Annotated in this window: 23 protein-coding genes and 2 pseudogenes; 10 read left to right on the top strand and 15 right to left on the bottom strand. The window is 60.5% G+C overall.

All coding sequences use genetic code 11. The features are described from left to right. The first annotated feature begins 178 nt into the window (after positions 1-178). Positions 179-1,333, top strand: a complete 1,155-nt coding sequence (glf, locus tag J2X54_RS05485; RefSeq protein WP_310178822.1) for a UDP-galactopyranose mutase — start codon at positions 179-181, stop codon at positions 1,331-1,333. A gap of 14 nt (positions 1,334-1,347) precedes the next feature. Next, complete coding sequence (locus J2X54_RS05480) at positions 1,348-3,588, top strand: family 1 glycosylhydrolase (RefSeq protein ID WP_310178817.1); 2,241 nt, start codon at positions 1,348-1,350, stop codon at positions 3,586-3,588. Here J2X54_RS05480 and J2X54_RS05475 read toward each other — a convergent pair. From J2X54_RS05475 to J2X54_RS05460, 4 genes are all read right to left on the bottom strand, one after another. Beyond that, positions 3,575-3,832: a hypothetical protein gene (locus tag J2X54_RS05475; RefSeq protein WP_310178815.1), complete on the bottom strand. Its 258-nt coding sequence runs from the start codon at positions 3,830-3,832 to the stop codon at positions 3,575-3,577. The genes J2X54_RS05480 and J2X54_RS05475 overlap by 14 nt on opposite strands. A 141-nt stretch (positions 3,833-3,973) precedes the next feature. Beyond that, positions 3,974-4,237, bottom strand: coding sequence for a hypothetical protein (locus J2X54_RS05470; RefSeq protein ID WP_141749459.1), 264 nt, complete (start codon positions 4,235-4,237; stop codon positions 3,974-3,976). A 161-nt stretch (positions 4,238-4,398) separates the two neighbouring features. After that, positions 4,399-5,088, bottom strand: a complete 690-nt coding sequence (locus tag J2X54_RS05465) for a hypothetical protein (RefSeq protein WP_310178812.1) — start codon at positions 5,086-5,088, stop codon at positions 4,399-4,401. A gap of 221 nt (positions 5,089-5,309) precedes the next feature. Next, positions 5,310-6,227, bottom strand: a complete 918-nt coding sequence (locus tag J2X54_RS05460) for a glutaminase (RefSeq protein WP_070247207.1) — start codon at positions 6,225-6,227, stop codon at positions 5,310-5,312. A 266-nt stretch (positions 6,228-6,493) separates the two neighbouring features. Here J2X54_RS05460 and J2X54_RS05455 point away from each other — a divergent pair, with 266 nt between their 5' ends. Then, positions 6,494-7,189 (top strand): hypothetical protein, encoded by a 696-nt coding sequence (locus tag J2X54_RS05455; protein ID WP_310178808.1) that lies wholly within the window; start codon positions 6,494-6,496, stop codon positions 7,187-7,189. Between the two features lie 96 nt (positions 7,190-7,285). Here J2X54_RS05455 and J2X54_RS05450 read toward each other — a convergent pair. The 5 genes and pseudogenes from J2X54_RS05450 to J2X54_RS05430 all read right to left on the bottom strand — a co-directional run. Continuing rightward, positions 7,286-8,268 (bottom strand): annotated as a pseudogene (locus tag J2X54_RS05450) (IS3 family transposase); the annotation flags it as partial. A gap of 60 nt (positions 8,269-8,328) precedes the next feature. Then, a pseudogene (locus J2X54_RS05445) lies at positions 8,329-8,841 on the bottom strand (transposase); the annotation flags it as partial. Positions 8,842-9,194: 353 nt separating this feature from the next. Next, on the bottom strand, positions 9,195-9,482 hold the full coding sequence (locus J2X54_RS05440; RefSeq protein ID WP_310178806.1) for a hypothetical protein: 288 nt from the start codon (positions 9,480-9,482) through the stop codon (positions 9,195-9,197). Between the two features lie 388 nt (positions 9,483-9,870). Continuing rightward, positions 9,871-10,467 carry a hypothetical protein gene (locus J2X54_RS05435; RefSeq protein WP_310178804.1) on the bottom strand — a complete coding sequence of 199 codons (597 nt, stop codon included), beginning with the start codon at positions 10,465-10,467 and terminating at the stop codon, positions 9,871-9,873. After that, positions 10,467-10,787, bottom strand: coding sequence for a hypothetical protein (locus J2X54_RS05430; protein WP_310178801.1), 321 nt, complete (start codon positions 10,785-10,787; stop codon positions 10,467-10,469). Before J2X54_RS05430 ends, J2X54_RS05435 begins: the two co-directional genes overlap by 1 nt. Positions 10,788-10,843: 56 nt before the next feature. On the opposite strand from J2X54_RS05430, the gene J2X54_RS05425 reads away from it, so the two are divergent. Continuing rightward, complete coding sequence (locus J2X54_RS05425; protein WP_310178799.1) at positions 10,844-11,344, top strand: hypothetical protein; 501 nt, start codon at positions 10,844-10,846, stop codon at positions 11,342-11,344. A 57-nt stretch (positions 11,345-11,401) separates the two neighbouring features. Here the strand turns inward: J2X54_RS05425 and J2X54_RS05420 are convergent, their stop codons facing one another. From J2X54_RS05420 to J2X54_RS05410, 3 genes are all read right to left on the bottom strand, one after another. Next, positions 11,402-11,929, bottom strand: coding sequence for a single-stranded DNA-binding protein (locus tag J2X54_RS05420; protein ID WP_310178797.1), 528 nt, complete (start codon positions 11,927-11,929; stop codon positions 11,402-11,404). Between the two features lie 71 nt (positions 11,930-12,000). Then, positions 12,001-13,980: a ParB/RepB/Spo0J family partition protein gene (locus tag J2X54_RS05415; RefSeq protein WP_310178794.1), complete on the bottom strand. Its 1,980-nt coding sequence runs from the start codon at positions 13,978-13,980 to the stop codon at positions 12,001-12,003. Positions 13,981-14,083: 103 nt separating this feature from the next. Beyond that, positions 14,084-14,524 (bottom strand): antirestriction protein, encoded by a 441-nt coding sequence (locus tag J2X54_RS05410; protein WP_310178792.1) that lies wholly within the window; start codon positions 14,522-14,524, stop codon positions 14,084-14,086. Positions 14,525-15,605: 1,081 nt separating this feature from the next. Between J2X54_RS05410 and J2X54_RS05405 the strand changes: the two genes are divergently transcribed. The 4 genes from J2X54_RS05405 (at position 15,606) to J2X54_RS05390 (ending at position 17,568) form a co-directional block, all read left to right on the top strand. Beyond that, the gene (locus J2X54_RS05405; RefSeq protein ID WP_310178790.1) at positions 15,606-15,974 is read left to right on the top strand and encodes a hypothetical protein; all 369 of its coding nucleotides are present in this window, start codon (positions 15,606-15,608) and stop codon (positions 15,972-15,974) included. Between the two features lie 148 nt (positions 15,975-16,122). Beyond that, positions 16,123-16,890 carry a hypothetical protein gene (locus J2X54_RS05400; RefSeq protein ID WP_310178787.1) on the top strand — a complete coding sequence of 256 codons (768 nt, stop codon included), beginning with the start codon at positions 16,123-16,125 and terminating at the stop codon, positions 16,888-16,890. Then, entirely contained in the window at positions 16,887-17,141 is a 255-nt protein-coding gene (locus J2X54_RS05395) for a hypothetical protein (RefSeq protein WP_310178784.1), read from the top strand. The genes J2X54_RS05400 and J2X54_RS05395 overlap by 4 nt, the downstream gene beginning before the upstream one ends. A gap of 190 nt (positions 17,142-17,331) precedes the next feature. Further along, positions 17,332-17,568, top strand: coding sequence for a hypothetical protein (locus J2X54_RS05390; protein ID WP_310178782.1), 237 nt, complete (start codon positions 17,332-17,334; stop codon positions 17,566-17,568). A gap of 241 nt (positions 17,569-17,809) precedes the next feature. On the opposite strand, the gene J2X54_RS05385 is transcribed toward J2X54_RS05390, so the two are convergent. From J2X54_RS05385 to J2X54_RS05375, 3 genes are read right to left on the bottom strand one after another with little or no spacing between them, the layout of a single operon-like run. Beyond that, the gene (locus tag J2X54_RS05385) at positions 17,810-18,406 is read right to left on the bottom strand and encodes a flavodoxin family protein (RefSeq protein WP_310178780.1); all 597 of its coding nucleotides are present in this window, start codon (positions 18,404-18,406) and stop codon (positions 17,810-17,812) included. 10 nt (positions 18,407-18,416) lie between these two features. Next, complete coding sequence (locus tag J2X54_RS05380; RefSeq protein ID WP_310178777.1) at positions 18,417-18,794, bottom strand: DoxX family protein; 378 nt, start codon at positions 18,792-18,794, stop codon at positions 18,417-18,419. Then, a complete protein-coding gene (locus tag J2X54_RS05375; protein ID WP_310178775.1) occupies positions 18,791-19,864 on the bottom strand; it encodes an aldo/keto reductase in 1,074 nt (357 codons plus the stop codon). The genes J2X54_RS05380 and J2X54_RS05375 overlap by 4 nt, the downstream gene beginning before the upstream one ends. 191 nt (positions 19,865-20,055) lie before the next feature. Between J2X54_RS05375 and J2X54_RS05370 the strand changes: the two genes are divergently transcribed. After that, positions 20,056-20,964 carry a LysR substrate-binding domain-containing protein gene (locus J2X54_RS05370; protein WP_310178772.1) on the top strand — a complete coding sequence of 303 codons (909 nt, stop codon included), beginning with the start codon at positions 20,056-20,058 and terminating at the stop codon, positions 20,962-20,964. Between the two features lie 387 nt (positions 20,965-21,351). Then, complete coding sequence (locus J2X54_RS05365) at positions 21,352-22,995, top strand: methyl-accepting chemotaxis protein (RefSeq protein ID WP_310178769.1); 1,644 nt, start codon at positions 21,352-21,354, stop codon at positions 22,993-22,995. Positions 22,996-23,021 lie beyond the last annotated feature (26 nt).

Raw genomic sequence — 23,021 nt, 5'->3', positions numbered from 1 at the left:
TCACCTGAGATTGTGTAAGAGATGGCCTACATTCGGTGGCCGCTGTGCCATTTCAACCACGTAGAGGCGGCACAGCGCGCCACGGTTAAAGCGCGCACAGAGCGCATGCCGGATCCGCTAGGACACTTGAACTTTTCGCATCAGCGATATCAAAGCGCTTGTATATTTGGGAGACAAGATGAAGAAGAGTATCGCCATCGTGGGCGCCGGGTTTTCCGGTGCAGTCATCGCCAATCAGCTGGCCCATGCCGGCTACGCGGTCGATGTATTCGAAACCCGGCCCCACGTGGGCGGCAACTGTCACTCGCGGCGCGACGACGAGACCGGCGTCATGCTGCACGTGTACGGGCCGCACATTTTTCATACCGACAATGAGCGGGCCTGGGAATTCGTCAACCGCTTCGGCGAGTTCAAACCGTATGTGAATCGCGTCAAGGCCATCACCAATGGCCGCGTGTACACCTTGCCCATCAACCTGTTGACCATCAACCAGTTCTTCGGCAAGACCTTGCGGCCGGCGCAGGCTGCGGAGTTTTTGACCTCGCTGGGCGACAAGACCATCACCACGCCCACCACGTTCGAAGACCAGGCCCTGCGCTTCGTCGGCCGCGACCTGTATGAAGCGTTTTTCAAGACCTATACCATCAAACAATGGGGCCTGTCGCCCAGCGAGCTGCCGGCGAGCATACTCAAGCGTCTGCCCGTGCGCTTCAACTACGATGACAACTATTTCAGCCACAAGTACCAGGGCATGCCGGCCGACGGCTATACCGCCCTGGTCGAGAGGATGTTCGACGTGCCCGGCATCGCGGTGCACCTGAGCACGCCGTTCGATCCGGCGTCGAAAACCGACTACCAGCATGTTTTCTATGCCGGCCCCATCGACGCGTGGTTTGGCCATGCAGAAGGTCGGCTGCCGTACCGCACGCTCGACTTCGAAGTGTTCCGCGACAGCGGCGACTACCAGGGCAATGCCGTGGTCAACTACTGCGACGACGCCGAACCGTACACCCGCATCACCGAGCACAAGCACTTTTCGCCATGGGAGCAGCACGAAGCCACCATCCTGTACAAGGAATACAGCCGGCAGTGCGAAGACCAGGATATTCCCTACTATCCGATCCGGCTGGCGCGGGACAAGCAGCAACTGGAACGCTATGTCAACATCGCCCGCCAGGAAGTGAACGTGACCTTCGTGGGGCGCCTCGGCACCTACCGCTACCTCGACATGGATGTCACCATCAACGAGGCGCTGATCACGGCCGACAAGTTCCTGGCCAGTGCGCGCGACAACACTGCCATGCCGGCCTTCGTGATCGATCCACTGGCCTGATGCGGGCACCACGCATGCATCCACATCCACATCCACATTCAGACACGGGCGGACAGCGGCTGGCGTTATGGGGCGGCATCGAATGCACGGTGAACCGCGTGGGCGACGAGTTTTTCGACCAGGCCGTCCATAGCGGACATGACACGCGTCCCGATGACCTCGACCTGGTGCAGTCGCTGGGGATACCGGTCATGCGCTATCCGGTCCTGTGGGAGCGCGTCGCCCCTAACGGGCTCGATCAGGCAGACTGGAGCGTGTCCGATGCGCAGCTGGCGGCATGCCGGGCACGCGAACTCACCGTGATCGCCGGCCTCGTGCACCACGGCAGCGGACCGCGCCACACCAGCCTGATCGATGCCGGTTTTGCACCCGGGCTGGCCGACTATGCGCGCGCGGTGGCCAGCCGTTATCCGTGGATCGAGTATTACACGCCGGTCAACGAGCCGCTGACCACGGCGCGCTTTTCCACCTTGTACGGCGTGTGGTATCCGCACAGCTGCAGCGACCGCGATTTCGTCACCGCCGTGCTCAACCAGTGCCGCGCCACCGTGCTGGCCATGCAGGCCATACGCGCCGTGAACCCGGCAGCCAAGCTGGTGCAGACGGACGACCTGGGCAAGAGCTGGGGTACGCCCGCCATGGCTGCCGTAACCGCGTTCTACAACCATCGGCGCTGGCTGGCGTGGGACCTGTTATGCGGCAAGGTCGATCGGCGCCACCCTCTCTGGACCTATCTGCTCAAGCACGGCGCTGCGCCCGGCGACGTGCTGTGGTTCCGCGCCAACCCCTGCCCGCCCGACATCATAGGCGTCAACTACTACGTCACCAGCGAGCGCTGGCTTGACGACCGGGTCGAACGGTATCCATTCATCACGCCGGGCATGATCGACGGCCAGGCCTGCATCGACACCGAGTCTGCACGCGTTGCCGAAGCGCCCGACACCGGTCTCACGCCATTGCTGCTGGAGGCGTGGCAACGCTACCGGCTGCCGATTGCCGTCACCGAAGCCCACCTCCACGCCGGCCGCGAAGACCAGTTGCGCTGGCTTATCGAAATCTGGCAGGCAGCCCAGGCCGCCCGCACGCAAGGCGCCGACGTGCGCGCTGTCACCGCATGGGCGTTGTTGGGTTCGTTCGACTGGAACAGCCTCGTCACGCGCCAGGCAGGTCACTACGAATCGGGGGCGTTCGACCTGCGTGGCGGACAGCCGCGTGCCACGGCCGTGGCAACCTTGCTGCGCCAGCTGGCCGCCGGGCAGCAACCGGCCCATCCGGCCGCGCCGGGGCACGGCTGGTGGCGCCGCGATACACGCTATCACGCCACGACCACCCGTCCACCGCCGGACCCGGAAAAACTGGCACGGTTGCCCGACACGTCCGATCGTGCGCCGATATTGATCTCCGGCGCCAGCGGCACGCTCGGCCGCGCCTTGGCCCGCGTGTGCGCGCAACGCAACCTGGCCTGTCGGCTGTTGCGCCGCGCCGAGATGGATATCGCCGACCCCGGTTCGGTCGAACGCGCACTGGACAAGCACCGGCCGTGGGCGCTGATCAACGCCAGCGGTTACGTGCGCGTGGACCAGGCCGAGCACGATGCAGAGCGCTGCTTCCGTGAAAACGCGCTTGGCCCCGGCGTGCTGGCGGCGGCGTGCGCCCGGCATGGCGTCCACTTCACCACGTTCTCGAGCGACATGGTCTTCGACGGTCGCGCCGGTAGAGCCTACGTGGAAACCGACGAGGTAGCGCCGCTCAATGTGTATGGTCGCAGCAAGGCCGAAGGCGAGCGCGCCGTGTTCACGCACAACGCGGCAACGCTGGTGATACGCACCAGCAGTTTTTTCGGGCCATGGGATCAGCACAATTTCGTTCATCACGCGCTGACCGCGCTGGAGGCAGGCGGCATGTTTGCCGCCCCCGGCGACCTCCTCATCACGCCGACCCATGTGCCGGACCTGGTGGAGAACTGTCTCGACCTGGTCATCGATGGCGAACGCGGGATCTGGCACCTGGCCAACACCGGCGCATTATCCTGGTTCGAGCTGGCGCGCCGGGCCGCCGTGGGGGCCGGGCTGGACCCGTCGCGGCTGCACGAAGTGCGGGCGTCCGATTGCCAGTACCTCGCTGCGCGGCCGGTCAACAGTACACTGGACAGCAGCCGGGCCCGTCTGCTGCCCACGCTGGACGATGCGCTGTCCCGCTTCCTGGCAGACCGCGCACGCCAGAGGGCAGCATGCGCCGACCTCACCACATCTTGATGCTCACGGCCGAGCGCAATGCGCGCACCAGCTCGGCAAGTGTGAGCGTGGTGTGTTCTTCATACGAGGGTTTTCTGGCCAGCGAGATTTTCCCGTCCGGCGTCAGATAGGCCTTGTAGTTCTCCAGGTCGAACGCCCGCCCGGTGCGGGGCGACAGCAGGTGAACCAGGTCGGCGTCGGAGAACGTGCCAACGAACTGCTTGCCGGTTTCTTTCACCGAAATTTGGACCAGATAATCGAGCATCGTCACTCCCCTCACCTCACCGCACCGCACCGCACGGAATCGCTGACGACGATGCTACCAATCTGCCTGAATCTGGCTGTGGCTCAGTTGCTCGAGGTTGTGTAAGAAGGAGATTACATCGAGTTCTGCCGACCTGTCAGCTCATGGAATGCGGTGATGCGCGACCGCGTGACTCATCGTGGACCAGTGATCCTCGCGCTGATGTTGCTCATCGTTGGCTGCAGCCTGCGTGCCAGTCCGGCGGACTATTCTGGTCACCGCCATGCCTGCCAAGACCCGGGTTGCGACCGCCTCGGGAATGTTGCACTCCTCCATGTACAGCAGCGCGTCGTGCGTACCGAGCATGTCCCGGAAAACAATGGCAACATCGACGCGCTGCGCCATCAGGTGATTAATTCTTCGCATCGAACTCTTTAAATATGTGGAAACTTCAAGCCGGCTCGAGGAAGATCATAATGTTTCCCTGTAGATACGTTTGTAATTTTTATGCATTATAATCGATTTGAATGCGCCGTGCTTTTATTCGCAGTCCATCTCGCGGCCCGTGCTGCCGGCGTCCCGGCCCCTCATCGGCTGCACCCACCTGCGCAGCGGCTGGGAAAGACGAAACCCGAGGCTCGCGGAATGCGTCGACGCTCCTTGCGCAGTAGACGCAACATATCCTCTGGAAACACTTTCTCAAACATGCGGTGGTCGCATTCCCAAACGCAGAACCAGGTCGGTGGACCGCAGGGCACCTGTGCTGGTTCATCTGCACATCCAACCACCAGCATTTCGCAATGATCATCCTCGAGTTTGACCAAGTCTCCTGCGGACAGCTGCGACATGACTTGCCTCGCTACAACGGGACCCCCGATTGTTGTCGTGCTATCAACTGGAGCAGCTAATTTTTCGCTGCCGGAACCATGGTCCGCGTTCGCTGCTTTGAACTGAGCAACAATAGGCCTGTTCGATAGATCCCGCCGCAAGTCACCAATCCTCGCGTCGACATCACTGCAGCGGACTTTGTTACCGAGACGGTCAAGCTCCAAGTTGAGTATCGTCGTAGAGACGTTGCCCGGGCCGCAGATCGCAGTTGTGTGCAGTCGGATATCGCGAAGGAACTGAAAAATTGTCGGGTGCTTGCGCTGGTCCCATGCGGCGGACGTTTTCATCCAGGCCAGCACGGACTCTTCAAGCGCGTAAAGAGAAGGTGGAACATCGCCTGACGGGCTATCTTCCGGGGAAAATAAAGAAGAAATGATCACGGTGAACAATCAATAGTCGATGCAGAAATCGTACCAACTTTTATGACCGTGCTCAATAAATAACTATGTAAAGTTCATCTCATTGTGAGACACATTTACAACGCCGTCGGAAAAGGAAATAGTTTGCGCGTTGAGAGCCGGCCAGGCGCGCCTTCCTGCGCGAGCATCTGTCGGCCAGACCACATGCGCATCACTCCAGCGACTGTCGTTGCTCGACGCGCCCCTACCGCCTAAAAAATCGACCGCACAGTGAGGCTGGTGAAGCGCTCCAGCGCGTAGGTACCGGCCAGCGAGTTGCCGGTTTCGTCAAGCCCCGGCGACCAGACCGCGATGGCCATCTCTCCTGGCACCAATGCCAGGATACCGCCGCCCACGCCGCTCTTGGCCGGCAGGCCCACCCGGTAGGCGAACTCGCCGGCGGCGTCATAGGTGCCGCAGGTGAGCATCAGCGCATTCAGGCGCTTGGACGAACTGGCGTCGAGAACCTGCCGTTCACTCCACGGGATGGTGCCATGGTTGGCCAGAAAACTGCCTGCCTTGGCCAGCTCGGTACAAGTCATGGTGATCGAGCACTGGCGGCAGTAGCTGTCGATCACGGTCTCGACCGAATTGTGCAGGTTGCCGAAGTCTTTCATCAGGTGCGCGATGGCGTAGTTGCGGTGCGCGGTGCCATGCTCGGACTGCGCTACCGCCAGATCGAACTCGATGTCCTGGCGATCACAAATCTCCCGAGCAAACTGCAGGATGGCGGTATCGGAAGCGGTAGAGCGCGACGACAAGATGTCGGTCATCACCAGCGCGCCGGCGTTGATGAACGGGTTGCGGGGCTTGCCCTGCTCGTACTCGAGCTGCACCAGCGAATTGAAGGCACTACCGGACGGCTCGCGTCCGACGCGCGACCAGATGGCGTCACCCTCGAGCGAAAAAGCCAGCGCCAGCGAGAACAGCTTGGTGACGCTTTGCAGCGAAAACTTTTGCCCCGCCGCGCCGACGGAATACGTGCGTCCATCCAGGCAATAGACAGCCATGCCGAACTGTGCAGCATCGACCTCGGACAATTGCGGAATGTAAGACGCTACCTTGCCCTGGACCAGCAGCGGCTGGACATCGGCATAAATGGTTTCAAGAATGGCGGCATAATCGGTCATGCGGCATTCTAAACCAGCGTCGGCGGGGGGCCTCGCACGCAAGATATTCGCGTTCCCGAATATTTCCGGGCCAGCCGAAGCCGCATGATATCGTCGCGACGTTCACGCAACGCAGGCGCGCGCAGGCGAGCGAGACTTGCATAACCTCAGGACCAAACTGCAACAAGGAATGGCACACAAATATCAAAAAATAAAATATCAATTTTATATTTCCATATTCATATGTATACTTAAGATGGTTACATAATCAACGTTACGGGGACACCATGGGCAGCTCGCTTCAAAAATTATTTCTTTCCGCACTACTCGTTGCGCACACCGGACTGTCCAGCGCGAGCGTCGGAACGCCCACACCAGCGGCCGAGTCGTCAAAGCCAGCCGCAGTCCGATCGAGCTTCGTTACACTGGACATTCCTTACGAGCCAACCTACGTCCCGACTGCGGGAGGAATTGGACTGTTTATCAGCAAAAATCTGTTCGAAGTCCAGGCTCCACCAAACTATGCCCTAACGGGCAAGATGGGCGCGACGATTAACGCTTTGTACAGCTTGGGCGATGCGACAGAAGGTGATGCCTACATGGACATCACCTTCGATGTTCTCCTGCCACATTGCGATTTCTGTGGACCGTTCGCTTCCGACCTGGTGAGCACTGGCCGCGATGGCTTGCTCACCCGAACGGACGGCGGCATGCAATTCGTCGCGAACGAGTCGGCAGCGTCGGGTATGTACAGCCGTGTTCTCGTTTATAACATCGTGGTAGCGAGTCTGCCGGCCTGGTCCGGGTATATTCAATTCCAGTCTATGACGTTCACCGCCGAGACGGTTGCGCTCCCACTCGCCGCGAGCCCTGTTCCCGAACTTCCACCTGCAGCCTTGCTCGGCCTCGGCCTTTTCGCGCTCGGTATAGCCGCTCGCGCAAAATCCCGCAAGCGTCTGCCAGATAGTGCTGTGTCAAAATAAGAAAAAAGCCCCTGAAATCAGGGGCTTTGTCGGTTCAGCTTGCCGGTCGGTGCCGGCCTCTGCCTATCAGGAAATCATTCCCACTCGATTATTGTTTGTGTACAGGTCAAGAATCAGGTACAGGTAGAACCAGCGCCCGGCGATATTGGCCGGCAAGTAAGTCATGTCCCAGCACCAGACCTGGCGCGGCGCCGTTGCGACGTGGGTGGTGGGTGGGCGTGTCTTGCGCGGCGTCTTGGCGCGCCCGCGGTGCGTCGCCTGACCCGCAGCGAGCAGCACGCGGCTGAAGGTCGATTCGCTCGCAACATACACGCCTCCATCGGCCAGAATGGGCACGATCCGCGCTGGCGGCACATCGGCGAAACGCGCCTCGTTGGCCACCTGCAGTACCTGCGCGCTCGTCGGCGCTGAGCGCGTGCGCAGGCGCGGGCGCACCGCAGATGGCCGCAAGTCGCCGGTGACCAGTCCTTGACCCACCTGCCAGCGTTGCAATGTCCGCACATCGATGCCAGCGACCGCGCAGGCCTTGTACAACCTTGCTCCGTCTGCGTGCACTGTGCCGATATCCTGGGCTATGCGTTGGCGATCTTCGAGGCCGATCATTCGTCCTCGCCCATGTCCCTGTTGAAGATCGCCGCGACTTTTTTTGAAAGCACCAACAGCGCTGCGGTCTCGGCCAGCGCCTTGTCTTTACGACGGATCTCGCGCTCGAGTTCCTTGATCCTGCGCCGGTCCTGCTTGGCCTCCTGGGCGCTGGTGCGTGGGACCGCGTCACCGGACAAGGCCGACATCGCATTTTCACGCCATACCGCCAGCTATTGCGGGTAGACGCCGTTGGCACGGCACCAGGCGCTCTTGCTGGCCTCGTCCATCGCTGCTGTGCTCAACACGGCATCGAAGCGCGCCGCACCCGTCCAGATTCGCTCCCGGCCTGGCTGGGCCAATGCCTCAGTACGTCAGCGCTCCAATGTCGACGCGCCCACGCCAATTTCGTTGGCCACATCCTTGATCGATGCGCTCTCTGGCGGCAGCAGTCTCGCCACCGCTCTGTCTTTAAATTCTTGTCCGTATCGTGCCAATTCATGCTCCAGTCAACGCCCCCGAGTTTACCGAATCTATCGGAGCGACAACCATTCTGACACCGGGGGGGACTGCCACAGATTCACATCCTCGCTGACGGCGTCCGTGACGTTGGAGATGAGGGTCGGCGACACCTCGGTGCCGTACATCTCCTCCAGATGGCCCTGGATCTCCCGCACGCTGAGCCCACGCGGGTAGAGCGAGATGATTTTTTCGTCGAAGCCGGTCCAGCGGGTCTGGTTTTTGACCACGATCTGGGGCTCGAACTTGCCCTGGCGATCGCGCGGAACGTCCAGCGGCAGAGCGCCAAAATCGCCCTTGAGCGTCTTGGTGCTGTAGCCGTTGCGCGTGTTGGCGGTGCCGTTGGTCACCTCGCCGCTTTTGTCATGACCTAGGTGCTCGGTCATTTCGACTTCCAGGGCCCGTTCCACTAGCATCTTGGTGAGCTGCTTGAGCAGACCGTTTTCGCCGATCAGGTCTTCCGGCTTTTGGTAGTTCGCCAGCAGGCTGTCGGCCAGTTTGAGCAGCTCTGGATCGGGCTTGGCCCGCTTGTTACGCTTTACAACGGTCATTGTTTCCCCTTGATACCGGCAGTTTCCTGCCAAATGACCGTTTACACAAAATTATTTACACCCTCAATCTTAGGGTCACCGATTATCAAGGGGGAACTTATTTTCAAAAAGGACTCGCTCTGCTGCCGCAGTGCTATTTTCCCCTATAAATTTTCAAAGGCCGTTAATTTTTCTCCTAACAAATTGCTAAGCAATATCCAAACTATAGAGTTATTGCGACCCACGCCGAAAGTAGCACCATCAGCGGAGATCGTTCTTGTGGCCGCCAACGATGTAGTAAGCGTGATTAGCAAATGGATTGAGTCGATAAATACGTGAAGTGCACCCGGATCATCTTTAATACGGTTATCGGGCTATTCACTGAGATCCACTATCGGATATCCGTCTGTTTTAGGAAGATTGGCAGAATCCAATTCAGGGAAATCTCTGCGCACCTTCCCCGGCAGTATCAAAGAGACACCAATAATCTGGCCCGATACTCGGTCAATTTCCATTTCGAGAAGCGTCGATTTCATATCACCCGTTCGCCAGTAAGCATTCGGCTCAGTAGTCAGGGTTTTTTGCCAAAATTTGAAAGGCAAATAATCTCCACACTCGATTTCGGTTTTCCCACAGTCTCGCGACTCAGTTACTTTCAACATCCCATTTACCTTTTATAAAGCGCGTGATAAAGAGCTCGGAATTGATCTGCCGATTTCGCCGGCGCAAAGACCAGCTCCCAGTTATTCACTTTTATTACTTGGCGATATAACAACCCGTTTTGCACAGCTGTGTTGACAGCGGTTCTGAGGCTTTCAATTTGCACTTGACTGGCCAACCGAACAGCTGCGGGTGTAGAGTTAATTGCCTTGGCAGCCGCATACTCGGCGACGTGCTTGGTAGCATTTCTGTCAACCCAAATTTTTCCGCCTCTCTCCAAAGCAAGTTCAAATTGCTTTGGTATGACGGAGCCAGGATGCATAGGGACGACTGGTTGAATAGTATCCCAGACCGTTCCAGTTTTTTTTGCCCCAACAATTACATGTCGTTCTATTGACTAGTAGTTTCAGAATTTACCGATATCGCCATTATTACTTGATCAGGATACTCTTCGAGATCACCGTAGCCTGTGACCTCAAGTGCTCCATACTCGCCATACGAATAGAACAGTTCTTCAGCGTCGTCATAGGTCAAATTGGCGTACGGAAGCAAATCACTAACCAAATCACCCAAGCCAATATTCTCAGGCAATTTTCCGCGATAAATATTCTTTGGTTTATCCCCTTCCTTTAGTTTCTCGAAGTGCCAAACTTTAACGGAATGCACTTTCCCATCTCGAACGACAATCCCTAGCGCACGAGGGTTCGCTCCCAGATGTTCGGGCGTATTAAAGTATAAATGCCAATTTGTCAATTCCCTATCATAAACATTGAACAAATAGAATTCATCCTCGTTGGAATTGCTCTTTACCAATCGAAGAATCGGAGACATCTCAAATTGATACAAATCATTCTTATCATCAACAACATACATCGACAAAAAACTGAATAATTCACCGGCACTCATGCCCAATTCAATTCCAGCCAAAGAAATAGATGGCACAATTGGAGCAACCCAACTCACTACTTTATTTCTGAAATTTTCCATTATTTCTTCACCCATGTATTGGTAGCAGGATTAAACACCACGTGTTGCCCCTGCGGGTTTAAATAAACTGTATTTTTATCATACAGCGGCATACCATTTGGTTTGAACGACGGAGCATACTTAATAGGATCGATGATTTTTATCTTGCTGCCGTCAGCACTAGTCAACTTATAATATTGACCTAAATGGGTACTAACGTCACTCGCAGGACTAAATTGCACTTCCTTAATGCCAGTAGCACTATTTTCAACAGTAAATATTTGGGCATTACCAGAAGAAGATGCACGCGGTGCCTTTGTTGTTACTGTAGCGCCATCCATGCTGAAGGATTGCTTCAAATCGTCTAAGGACGATCCCCATACTCCTGAAGGGTTCTGTGCAATGTTTCGAGGTATGCCTGCCTCCAGCGCTAAGCTTTCTCGCAAACGCCGCCGACCTGGCCCAGCGCGTGCTATGCATCGACAACAGCACCGCTACAGCGCGCATGGCGGCACGCGTCGAGCACGGCCGCATCAGCGTGCTGGACACCCGCCCCGGCTGGATCGTGCGCCGCATGCTGATACCACGACTGGCGCGCCTTGCCTCGTTGCGGTCGATACGCCGCGCCTACGACGCCATTGTTACCCACAGTCCGGTACAGCCGCTATGGCAGCTGGCCACTGCCAGCGGCACCTATACCGGCGCGGTCGTTGCCGCGACCGAATTTCACCTGTTGCAGCAAGTCGGTGCGGCGCTGCACGTGGTCCATGACCTCGGCATGCTGGCCACGATCCCCGGCGGCTTGCTGGCGATGCCCACCATGCTGACCGTGGCCTACGATCACGCCGCCCCTGCCCGCACACAACAGGCGGTCCAGCAGCGCGGACTTGATCGCTGATCGGCAATGTGCCTCGCGCCAGGTAGTCATGCACAGATATGAGCGATTACGAAGGATTTAGCGGGCAGTCCGTTGGCGCGATTGCACCAGGTTCGCCACACGTCGGCCTGCGCCGCTCCTGCCAAACGCCTCGCGCGGTGGCGTGATCGCGGCGCGTGCGGTGGCCGCATCGTAGTCGGCCAGCCACGCCGCAATTGCCGGGTCATTCAGCGTCGGTGACGCTGCGCCTGAAACGGGCTGCGCCGGCACCGGCGCCTGCCGCAATCGCACCGCCGTGGCAACGATTGCCGTCGCGGTGCGATTGACGCCGTCACGGCCAGTCCAGCGGCGGTATGCCAGGCACCCGTGCACGCGCAGCACCGCGCCCGGCGCCAGCGTGTCCCGCAGTCTCAACGCTGGCGCACCGCCGATCACCACGCGGTGCCGGACGGTCACAGGCTCAAGACGGCCGGAGTTCCAGTCGTAGGCGCGCTCCTCGGTTGATAGCACCACGTGGCACACTGTCGCCCCACCGGGCAGGCGCGACCAGCGCGGCGGCAGCGCCACCGTTCCCTGCAAGGACACCCGGTTGATCGATGGCGACATGGTTGCTTCCCGCCTTCCCTGTTGAAGGCCCCGGCAGACTCGATACCGGGGCCGTTGCTGCGTTTGACGTCTTACGCCGTGCGCAACATTGGCGGTAGCCAGCCCGCATCGGCCAGCGCCCGTTCAGCCGCCTCGGCCGCCGCCTTTTTCGGCAGCTTTTCCAGCGGTACCGCCGCCGTGGCGGACACCGCTTCGGTCACCACCTTGACCGTGCATTCACGCGGCACGTGGTCGAAGTAGCTGGCAGCAGTGGCGCGCCACCACTTGGTCATGTCCAGCTTCAACGCCTTGCCCAGCGCCATGAAATCGGGCGAGTCTTTTTCCCGTTCGAGGGTGGCGTCGAGCGATGCGGCGACACAAAATGCCAGCAGTTCCAGCACCACCGGCTGAGGCTGCGCCTGCAACCATGCCAGCCAGCCGCCTTGCCCGTTCTGCTCATTCTGTGCAGCATCGGACAGGCGCGCCAGCAGTTGTTCACGGCGCTGTGCCAAGGCGACGCCAGCGGCACTGTCCATGCTATTGTCGGCGAGGGTCGCCATGCCCAGGCTGATCCTGGACAGCGAGGCGGTACCGACGCCGTGGTGCGGCAGCAGCACCGAGCGCATCAGCGTGTAGGTCAGGTACGCCAGCGCGGTGTCGGGCTGGTCCATCATTTCCGCTTGCAGCCCCAAGGTACGCTGCGACGTCAGCTCCAGGGTGAGACGGTCCGAGTGATCGCGCCTGACGCGCTTGCTCTCCTCTGGCACGACCTCCGCCCCCTTGACGGCACTGGCGCGGCGGGCGACGTCTGCTGGCCGTATCACGTCGCGCAGCACCACCGGCTTGCCGTCGTGGTCGAGATACAGCACGGCACCGGCCAGCGCGGCGTCGTCCGGGTGCGGCACGCTGGTGCGGCGTGCAAGGACGGCATCGCGCTGCGCGCACAAGGCATCGCGTTCGGCGTCCAGCGTCTCGGCCAGCGTTTCGTTGTCGCCGTCGCAGGCGTCGTCGATGCGCTCGTCCAGCGCGGCGATCTGCGCTTGCAAAGCGTCTGCCGCTTGCCGGTCAGCCTCGCTCAGTTCCCCGGTGGTACTACGCACGCGCCCAAAAGCTGACAGGTCGGCGTGGTCGGCGCGCGGCACGAGCTCCACCCATGCCACGCCGTCCTTGCGTAACTGCTTCGCTTGCTTGGCTAGCTTATCGAGCGCCAACTTGTCGAGCAGAACCGCATCGCTGATGTAGCCGGTATTGTCTCGGCTGAACAGGTCACGCTCCACGGTACCGCCTGCCGCCTCGAAGCTGCGCACGCCGACGAAGCGCGCCACCCGGTCGGTCTGGGTGTTGATCTTCTGGGCGGTGAGCAGGCGGCGCAGATCGTACGGATGGCGGCTGTGTGCTGGCAGGCTGTCCCACGCCTGTTCCTGCGCCGCGTGGTCATCGACCAGCGCCAGCGCCATCATGTGCTCGAAGTTGAGCACGCCATCGCGGTACAGGCCGATCAGGCGCGGGGCGACGTTCGCCAGTTTCAGGTAGCGCTTAACGGTCGTCACTTCCAGCTCAAAACGCAGCGCCACGTCCTCGATGGCGCGGCCATGGTCGATCATCGCCTGCATCGCCACGTAGAGATCGGCCGGGTGCATGTCGGCGCGGCCAAGGTTCTCCGCAAGACTCAGTTCGATCGCCTCGTCCTCGGTGACGATCAACAGCGGGATGGCAAAATCGTGCGGCAGATCACCGCTCTCGATCAGGTGGCCGATAGCGGCCAGACGGCGGCCACCGGCCACGACTTCGATGATGCCGGTGGCGACACCGTCCACCATCTGGCGATAGCCGACAAGGTTTTGCAGCAGTCCGTGCGTCCGAATCAGGGCGGCAAGCTCCGTGACATCGGTCTGCTTGGTGCGGACGTTATAGCGGCTGCGCACCAGCTGCGTATAGGTGGCGTTGGTGATCGTCGCGTGCGCGGTCAGCTGCGCCAGCGCGTCGATTGGGGGCGGCAGGTGCGCGCCGCCGGGAATGATGATGGTGTTGCGGGCGTCAAGGGTGTCAAGGGTGTCAATAAGTGCGTGCATGATAGCTCCTGAGAACAGAGGGAATAAGCGGCCGCGCTCTGCAGCCGGGGCCGGTCCGGTCCAGCGACGGCGTCGGGGTGGACCGCTTCCCGACGCCCGGGTACTAATCGAGCGCAGCGCGGATCAGGCCGGCATCACGGTGCTGGAAAATGAACTCGGACAACTGGTGGTAGGCGGTGGCGAAACACGCGCCATTGCTGAGGAACGACAGGTGGCTGTAGGCACTGGCGCTGGCGATGATGCCAGCCGTATCGGCGCACACCGTGTGCTCAAAATAGTTTTCACACGACAGCGGGAAAGCCGCATCGGAATCGGGGGCCATGTAAAAGCCGCCGTTCGACAGGTTGTAGAAATGCCAGTAGCCGCCTTCGTAGCTGTCGCAGATCCGCGCCAGCGTGTCGAAGATGGTGGACTCGAGCAGCACACAGCGCATGCCAGCGATGCGCGGCAGGCACTCCATGCGCTCGAGGTCACTCGTCACCAGCGTGGCGGTGACTGCCGCGCGGCCGCGCGGTTGTTTCAGGTGGGCGTTGATGGTTTCCATGATTGTCCCTTTCAGAAAGTTGTTAGGAGTTAAGAGGTAAAGCTGATCCTCTTGCTCGAACTCTCTCGTTCCCGCCCTGGGGCGGGCGGAGGGTGGGGGATGCCCTGCCCTCACGGGCAGGGTGGGGATGGGTGGGGTTCAGGCAGCGAGGCAAGGGGCCGCTGAATCTGCCCCGTTCCGTCGTTTATCCCCAAGCAAGCCCCCCTCACTTGGCTTGGGGGGCGCTTGCTTGGGGATTGAGGAACGGGGTGCCTGCGGCCCGTGCTGCCCATCGTGGGGGTTGGCCAGGGAGCGGCCGGCTTCATAGCGCCAGCGGCGGCTCAAGGGCTGTGACAGCCGTGGTGTTGGGCTGGCGCAGCCCTTGAAAGCTCCCGGCCCTGGACCTTTCGCGGCCGGCTTCATAGCGCCAGCGGCGGCTCAACCGGCGTGATAGCCGTGCCGTTCGGCTGGCGCGACGGTTGAAAGCGACGGTCCTTCACTTCAGGTGGTTTGCATGCGGACCAGCAAAGCCTGGGCAGTGCGGCAACGCGACCCGGCCGCCGGGCCGAGCCCGCAGGGCCGAGACCCGGTTTGCCGGGGCTCGGTTCACGAGAGACCGGGGTTTCGGCCCCGGCCATTGCCCCGGGCCTTGCGTTCCAGGTCGAACACTTGAACGGAATGGGAGAGATCAAGACCCCGCTGCGGCACGCTGCCGGTGTGATCAGCGAACATACACCGCAGTCGCCCTGTTTCCTTTCCACTGTCGGTACGCTACCGCATCGACAGGCCGCCCACCGGGATCTGCTGACGCTCAAACACGACGAATAAGCGCGATGGGATGATATCGCCAAAGGTCGGCGACGGTCGGAGAGTTACCCCAGGCGCATGACGGAATGAAGCAGGTTCCGGTGACATCACCACGCAGTCGAGCATGAGGGCGCGCAGCGATGACGCCCCATTTGCTGACAGTAAAAACAGACTTGGCTGAGCAAGTTTGGGCGCACCGCAGGGCAACCCTGCTTCCGTCACAACAACGCAAACAGCTGCACGGCGGTACGGCCCTCCTACAGGTACAGAGGCCAGCAGAACCGGCGAGGACACCATGTTGATACGCATTTACAGGTTGGACGAGAATTCGCACAAGACGTTGATGGCAGAGCTGCACGTGGACGCGCTGCGGCTGATGCTCGTGGCCGAAGATCGCGAGGAAAACACCCGGCGCCGGGGGCGGGTCTGGGCAGCCGGCGCCGTGCCCTTCTTCGCCCAGGAATTATTGAAAACGATACAAACACGCCAGCCGCGCGAGCGCCAGAATCTGCAGGCGACCAATGTCGCCATGTCAGCGTGGCTGCACGACTCGATTTACGTTGGCGTGACACCAGAACAATTCGTGCGGTCCGACCTGAACTTCGTGCTCCTGCCCGATGGCGCGGTCGAGTGCGAGCGGGTGATGAAGGTCGCATCGGAATGACACCGGCGTCTCCAGTAGAAACCTGGCACAGAACCCCGACCTGGTCCGCTGAGCGGCTGCAATGAACCCCACCGGCCACGTTCAGGAATATTTCACATCCCTTTGATCCATCGTAATACATCGCCGTCGCGCGCGCGTACGATAGGACATGGACATTAACTCAACATTCAATGCCCGCAACCTCGTGAGACTTGAAGCCGCGCTGTTGGCGCATCCCGTTGCGCAGGCTTACTTCCAGGGCAGGCTCTTCGACGGCTACGGCCAGCCATTGAGGGAACTGAACATCCATCACACGGAAGGTCCACCGCTGCGGCTCAATGCCGCCACTACCGGCCGCCTGTGCATGATTCCAGACGGCTCCTTGGTCACGGCGACTCGTATCGATGATCGCTCAGAGGCCCCCGCAGGCGTCGATATCCACTACAGCAACATCTTCATTCAGAATGGCCAGCACAACAGCGTGGTCATGTACCGCAGCCAGAGCGGCCCCGCCATGTGGATCGACGCACTCTACATTCGCAACGTCATGCTGGCACCGCAGGCGCCGCCGCGCCTGACATCGGTCGCCTTCGGCTTGATGGCGATTGCGGCTTACCGCCTGGGATTTCAGCACATCAGCCTGCTGGCCGCAGGCGGCGGACCGCTGCGAGAAACCAGCGAGGACGATCTCATCGGCTATGCCGTCTGGCCCAAGCTCGGCTTCGATGCCGAAGTCGCTTCGGTCGAGCTGGACCGCTTTCCAAACCCCGCCCTGACGGGCGCCGCTACCGTGCAGGACGTGCGCAAGAATGCACCTGGCTGGTGGGAAGAACATGGCAGCGGTCGCACCATGCTTTTTCAGCTCGCGGCCAACAGCCGCAGTTGGTCGATTCTGCTAAACTACCTTTACACTGCCTTGATGGAGGATGCAACATGACCATCGTCAAAAAACTACCGCCAGCGCCCGCAACCGACTATGAGATTGCCGCTGCGCTCCACCGCGCCAAGATGGTTGCCAAGCACGTGCCGCACCCCAACGATTTCGAGCCAATAGACGGCGTATTGCACGTGACCCTCAACGCCAAACCGATCACGCCGGGTACGGAAACAGAAGTGTTCGGACCGTCGCGTATCGTCATCCCTGAGTACCAGGAAGTGCTGAAGAAGCTGATACAGAAAAGCAAATAGGCGTCGGCATTGTCGCGTTCTGCTCACCGGCCTCTCCAGGTCGCACGGCCCCTGCAGAGGTTGATGCCCAGGACTTCGTCCAGCCCTGCCGAAGAAGTTAATGGCAAATTACGTCGCGCGCATGCCCCAGGTATGCGCGGAGACGATTCTGCTAAGCTAATTTGCAGGACGCCTTGCAGGAGGATCGACCATGACTGCCGCGAAGAAAGTTCCACTGGACGAAAAAGCCAGCTATGCCATTGCCACCGCGCTCCACCGTGCGAAGGTACTGGCCAAACGCCAGCCGCAGCCTTGCGAATTTGAATCGGTTGATGGAAAGCTGCATGTTATGCTGACCGGAAAACCTGTACCCCGCGGCAGAGAAGCTGAAGTCTTCGCCGAGTCCCGCATGGTCATACCGGAATTTAAGGAGTTGGCGCGCCAGTGATGCGAAGCGGACGCTGTCATGTCCTAATCGGCGTCTCGTGATGGTGCGCACCAGCTGGTTGCCACCGCCGCCCTCGCCCCGCTTAGAACTGCAACTGCTTACAGTTCATGCCTGCGGCAGTTGCCGGCGCGCTCGCCGCACCGTCACCGCCATAGCCAGCACTAGGTAGTGAGGCGTACCAAGTGTCGGCCAGCGGCAGACCGATAGCACCGATCGGGGGGAGCTTCTCGAACGAGCGGCCTTAGACGATCGACGCGGCGGTCTTGGCGGCCAGGAACAGCCCGGCTATTTCCGCCACGCGCTCGCCATACACGCGCGCAGTCTCCAGATCGCCCGGCGACATCTCCTCTGGTGCCGCATCGGCCGGCGTCTGCGCCATCGGGCCAATGAAAGACCCCATGCGATTGAGGTCGTCGCGTTGCGACGCTTTTGTGTTCGACGACTTCATCCCCACGCCGACCCAGATTCCACGGTGCTGCGCGGCAAGCAGAGTGAAATACTGCAGCGTTGCCAGCTTGTCGCCGTTGACGCTGGAGCTGTTGGTGAACCCGCCAAAGATCTTGTCCTTCCACAGGTCCGCGAACCACGGCTTGGAAGACGCATCTGAGAACTTTTTGAATTGCCAGCTAGGACCGCCCATGTACGTTGGCGAACCCAGGATGATGAAATCCGCTGCAAGAATTTCCGCCCATTGCTGCTCTGACAACTCACCTTCGGCACTGATCTGTAGCAAGCTTGCCTTGGCGCCCTCCGCGACGGAATCGGCCATCCGTTTGGTGTGGCCATAGCCCGAGTGAAAAACAACGACGCCTTTTAAACCGGAAGAATTAGCGCTCATCATGTTTCCTTTAATGTGATGTGCCACTGGCGGTGACACTGGTTTTAAGTTGTTTGAATTGTGCGGCCAAGATGATGGACAGCGCGGCCATAACTAACGCCGGAAGAACCGCATGCGACCAGTCACTGTGGATAAAGAGAGTGATGAGGGCCGCAGTCATGACCACCATGCCCAGGACTGCGCCTGCCGCTCTGGTCGCCGCTCGGCTGAGCAGCCAGGCGCTTGCCAGTTCAAGCGCACCGGTGACGTAGTTGAACCAGTACGGATAGCCCCAGCGCATATATTCGTCGGCCACCGAAGGTGGCGCCACGATGTTCATCACACCGCCGAGGACAAAAAAGGCAACCAGCGCCCACGCCAAACCCTTGCGCCAGGCTAACGTTCTCATGCGTGCTCCCCTTGCCCTGAGGCGCCCGGAACCACTTGCGCGCCAGCTGGCATGCGGGTTGGGGCCGTGCGTTCAAGCATCCAGCCTGGATACTCCGGCGGCAGCGCGCTGGCAGCGTCGAGCGCCGCAAGGTCGTCGTCGTCGTCGAGCCGGAGGTCGACGGCAGCGAGGTTCTGCTCGAGCTGGTCGAGCCGCTTGGCTCCGGTGATGACCGACGTGACGAAAGGCTTGGCCAGCACATAGGCCAGCGCCACGGTTGCCACGCTGGCGCCGTGTTTCTCGGCGATCGGCCGCATCGCCGCCACGCACGCCCATGCGCGATCCCGGTCCACGGGCGGGAAGTCGAACTTCGCGCGCCGTCCTTCGCTCGCGGACCCGGGACCGAATTTGCCTGACAATAGGCCGCCGGCCAGCGGCGACCAGACCATTAGGCCGACTTTTTCTTCGGTTAACATCGGCGCGATCTCGCGCTCGAGGTCGCGGCCGGCGATGGAGTAATAGGCCTGCAAGCTCTCAAACCGGGCATAACTGCAACGCTCGGCGATACCCTGCGCCTTCGCCAGGCGCCAGGCCGACCAGTTCGAGGCGCCGATGTAGCGCACCAGGCCACGGGAAATGAGATCGTCGAACGCGCGCAGCGTCTCCTCCAGCGGCGTCACCGGATCGCTGGCATGGACTTGATAGAGATCGATGTAATCAGTTTGCAGGCGCTCCAGGCTTGCCTCGACCGAGTCCATGATGTGCGCGCGCGAGGCGCCTCGATCGTTTGGGCCGCTGCCCGAAGGGTTGAACACTTTGGTGGCGATTACCACGTCCTTGCGTGCCACGCCGAGGTTTTTAAGCGCTTGGCCAAGCATGCGCTCCGAATGGCCGTTGGTGTAAACGTCGGCCGTGTCAAAGAAATTCACACCCGCCACCAAGCAGCGCTCGATAATGGCGTCCGCCGTCGCCTGATCCATGCCGGCGATGTCGTGATAGAGGCCTTCCTGCTCGGCAGGGCCGAAGGTCATGGTGCCGAGGCAAAGTTCGGACACGAACAGTCCGGTGTTGCCAAGTTGGTTGTATCGCATGATCGTCCTCCAAATACATGGGAGCGGCTTGTCCGCCCCCTAAGACCTGACTATGCCCCCTTCAGCATTTGCGATAAAGTACGCCAATCAAAACCCATAGTTACACCAAAAGAACACAATGCCTGAGACCGACAACCAGTTTTGCGATAAAGTGCACCAATCAAGACAGACAGTTATTTAGAAAGACGCAAATGCAGGATCTCGAATCCTTGGCAATTTTCCTGCGGATCGCGGAAATGGCCAGCTTCACCCACGCCGCAGAGAGCCTCGGTATTCAAAAAGGCAGAGCGTCGAATGTGGTCCGCCGCATCGAGGCGGACGTGGGCGCCCGGTTGCTGCACCGGTCGACGCGTACTGTCCAGCTAACCGAGGAAGGGCGTGCCTTTTACAGCCGCGCACGCGCGCTGCTGGCGAACGCCGAAGAGCTCGACGCGATGTTCGCGGGAGGCGAGGCCAAGCTGCGCGGGCGACTGCGCGTGGACCTGCCAACCGAACTGGCGCGCGCCACCATCGTGCCAGCGCTTCCTTCGTTCATGGCCGCCTATCCCGAAGTACAGTTGGAACTATCGAGCACCGACCGACGTATCGACCTGATCCAGGAGGGGATGGATTGCGCGATTCGAATCGGCGGCATCGTCGACAGCACGTTGGTGGCGCGGCCGGTAGGAGCACTGCGCATGGTCAACGTTGCCAGTCCCGCCTACCTGCGACGGCACGGCATACCCCGCACGCTCGATGAGCTCCGCACGCAAGGCCATCGCATGATCCACTACGCGCCGACGCTGGGCAGCCGGCCGCTCGGATGGGAATATCCCCAAGCCGACGGCTACGCGACGTTGGCGGTCGCCGGATCCCTGAGCGTCAACAGCGTGCAGACCTATCACGCCGCCGGGTTGGCCGGGCTGGGGTTAATGCAGGCGGGCCTGTCAAGCATCAAGGAACATCTGGTCGCAGGCGAGCTCGTAGAGGTGCTCCCGGATCTGCGGCCCGAGCCCCTGCCGGTGTCGTTCGTCGTCGCGCACCGCCACAACCTTTCACGTCGGGTACGCACCTTCATGGAATGGTCCGAAGGAATACTGGCGCCCTATCTGGACAACTAGCGGGCCACTAAATTGATGAGTCGCACCAGCTGGTGACAGGCACCGCCGACGCCTTGGTAGATTTGCAGGTAGACTGGGGCCAGGCCCGCGCCGTCCAGCGCCTGGTTGAGTATTCTCACCGACGCCGCCACCTGTTCTCGTCGACTACCGCCACTTGTTCTCGCTGACCGCCGCCAAGCATCAGGCAACTGCCGACTTTGCGTGCCCCAGATAGACGAATTAATTTCCCGGCGGCAAATGCGGTGTGTATAATTGTGAGAATTGGCGAACTCATCAATTCACCATCAGCCCGCCCAGCCCCGCGCGCGCGCCCTTCTCTCCGGCCCGACTCCCCGCCAACGCTTCCGCACGGAGCGCGAGAGCCTCTTCTCGACACCGGAATATAAAATGAACAGCAAGAATTTGAAGGTCGGCACGCGCCTAGGCATCGGCTTTGGCGTGATTTTAGTGATGCTCGTGATCGTGATCGGCCTGGCAATCCAGTACCTTTCGGCAATGAACGCGGGCACCAACGCAATTGTCACGGATAACTATCCAAAAGTGTTTCAGGCCCAAACCCTGATGAACCTGAATAATAAGGCCGCGCGTTCGCTGCGCAACGGCTTGCTGCTGCGCGACGCTGCGCAGGCGGCCAAGGAGTTCGCGGTGGTCGAAGACAACCGCAAGCAGATCACCATCGAAACCAGCAAGCTCGGTACCATGGTCCAGTCGGCCAATGGCCGGGCGCTGTTTGACGCCATGGAAGCGGCCTATCCGCCTTATGTCAAATCGATCGACGAGGTAATCCGTTTGCGCGGCGATGGCAAGATCGATGAAGCGGTCGATTTCATGCTGACCACCACGCGCGCCCTGCAAATGACCTATATGAAACGCATCGACGAGCTGATCGCGCACCAAAGCGCGGCCATGGAGCGCGCCCGGGCCGAAGCCGAGGCCTCGTACCAGCAGTCGCGCAATATCATGCTGCTGCTGGGCGCGCTGGCGGTGGCTTGCGGCGCCGGCGGCGCCTGGCTGATTTCGCGCCAGGTGCTCGGCCAACTCGGCGGCGAACCCGATTACGTCACCGGCATTGCCGGCCGCATCGCCGGCGGCGATCTGGCGGTGGACATCGCGCTGCGCGCCAATGACCGGCACAGCCTGCTGTTTGCGATCCATTCGATGCGCGACAGTCTGGCCAACATCGTGCACCAGGTACGCGGCGGCGCAGATTCCATTGTGATGGCAGCCACTGAAATCGCCAGCGGCAACCAGGACTTGTCTTCGCGCACCGAGCAACAGGCCGGTTCGCTCGAGGAAACCGCATCGTCGATGGAAGAACTGACAGCCACCGTCAAGCAAAACACCGAGAACGCCCGCCAGGCCAACACCATGGCGCGCTCGGCGTCGGAGATCGCCGTCCAAGGCGGCGAGGTGGTGGCCAACGTGGTGACCACGATGGCTGGCATCAACGACTCGGCCAAAAAGATTGTCGATATTATCAGCGTCATCGACGGCATCGCCTTCCAGACCAATATCCTGGCGCTCAACGCCGCAGTGGAAGCGGCTCGAGCCGGCGAACAGGGGCGCGGCTTTGCTGTGGTGGCAACCGAAGTACGCACGCTGGCGCACCGTTCGGCGGCCGCCGCCAAGGAAATCAAGGTGCTGATCGATGATTCGGTAAGCAAGGTCGGCATGGGCACACAGCTCGTCGGCGAAGCAGGTGCGACAATGGAGCGCGTGGTTGCGGCCGTCCGGTCGGTGACCGACATCATGGGCGAGATCAGCATGGCAAGTCAGGAGCAGGAGGCGGGCATCGCCCAGATCAACCACGCCATCGCCGAGATGGATACTGTGACCCAGCAGAATGCGGCGCTGGTGGAAGAAGCAGCAGCAGCAGCCGAAGCCCAGCAGGACCAGGCGCAACAACTGTCGCAGCTGGTCGGCATATTCACGCTGACAAAGACAGAACTGACAGCGTACAAGGCCCCGCCAGCAACGATGCTACCGAAAACAAAACAAGCACGGCGCCCCCCCCCCCGCAAGCTCGCCTAGCAACAATTTAAGGGGCATCACGCGGC

The sequence above is a fragment of the Duganella sp. 3397 genome, from assembly GCF_031456625.1.
In the GTDB taxonomy this organism is placed as follows: Bacteria; Pseudomonadota; Gammaproteobacteria; order Burkholderiales; family Burkholderiaceae_D; genus Rugamonas; species Rugamonas phyllosphaerae.
Note: the sequence above shows the minus strand (reverse complement) of the source record. Positions and strands in the feature narration are given on the sequence as shown.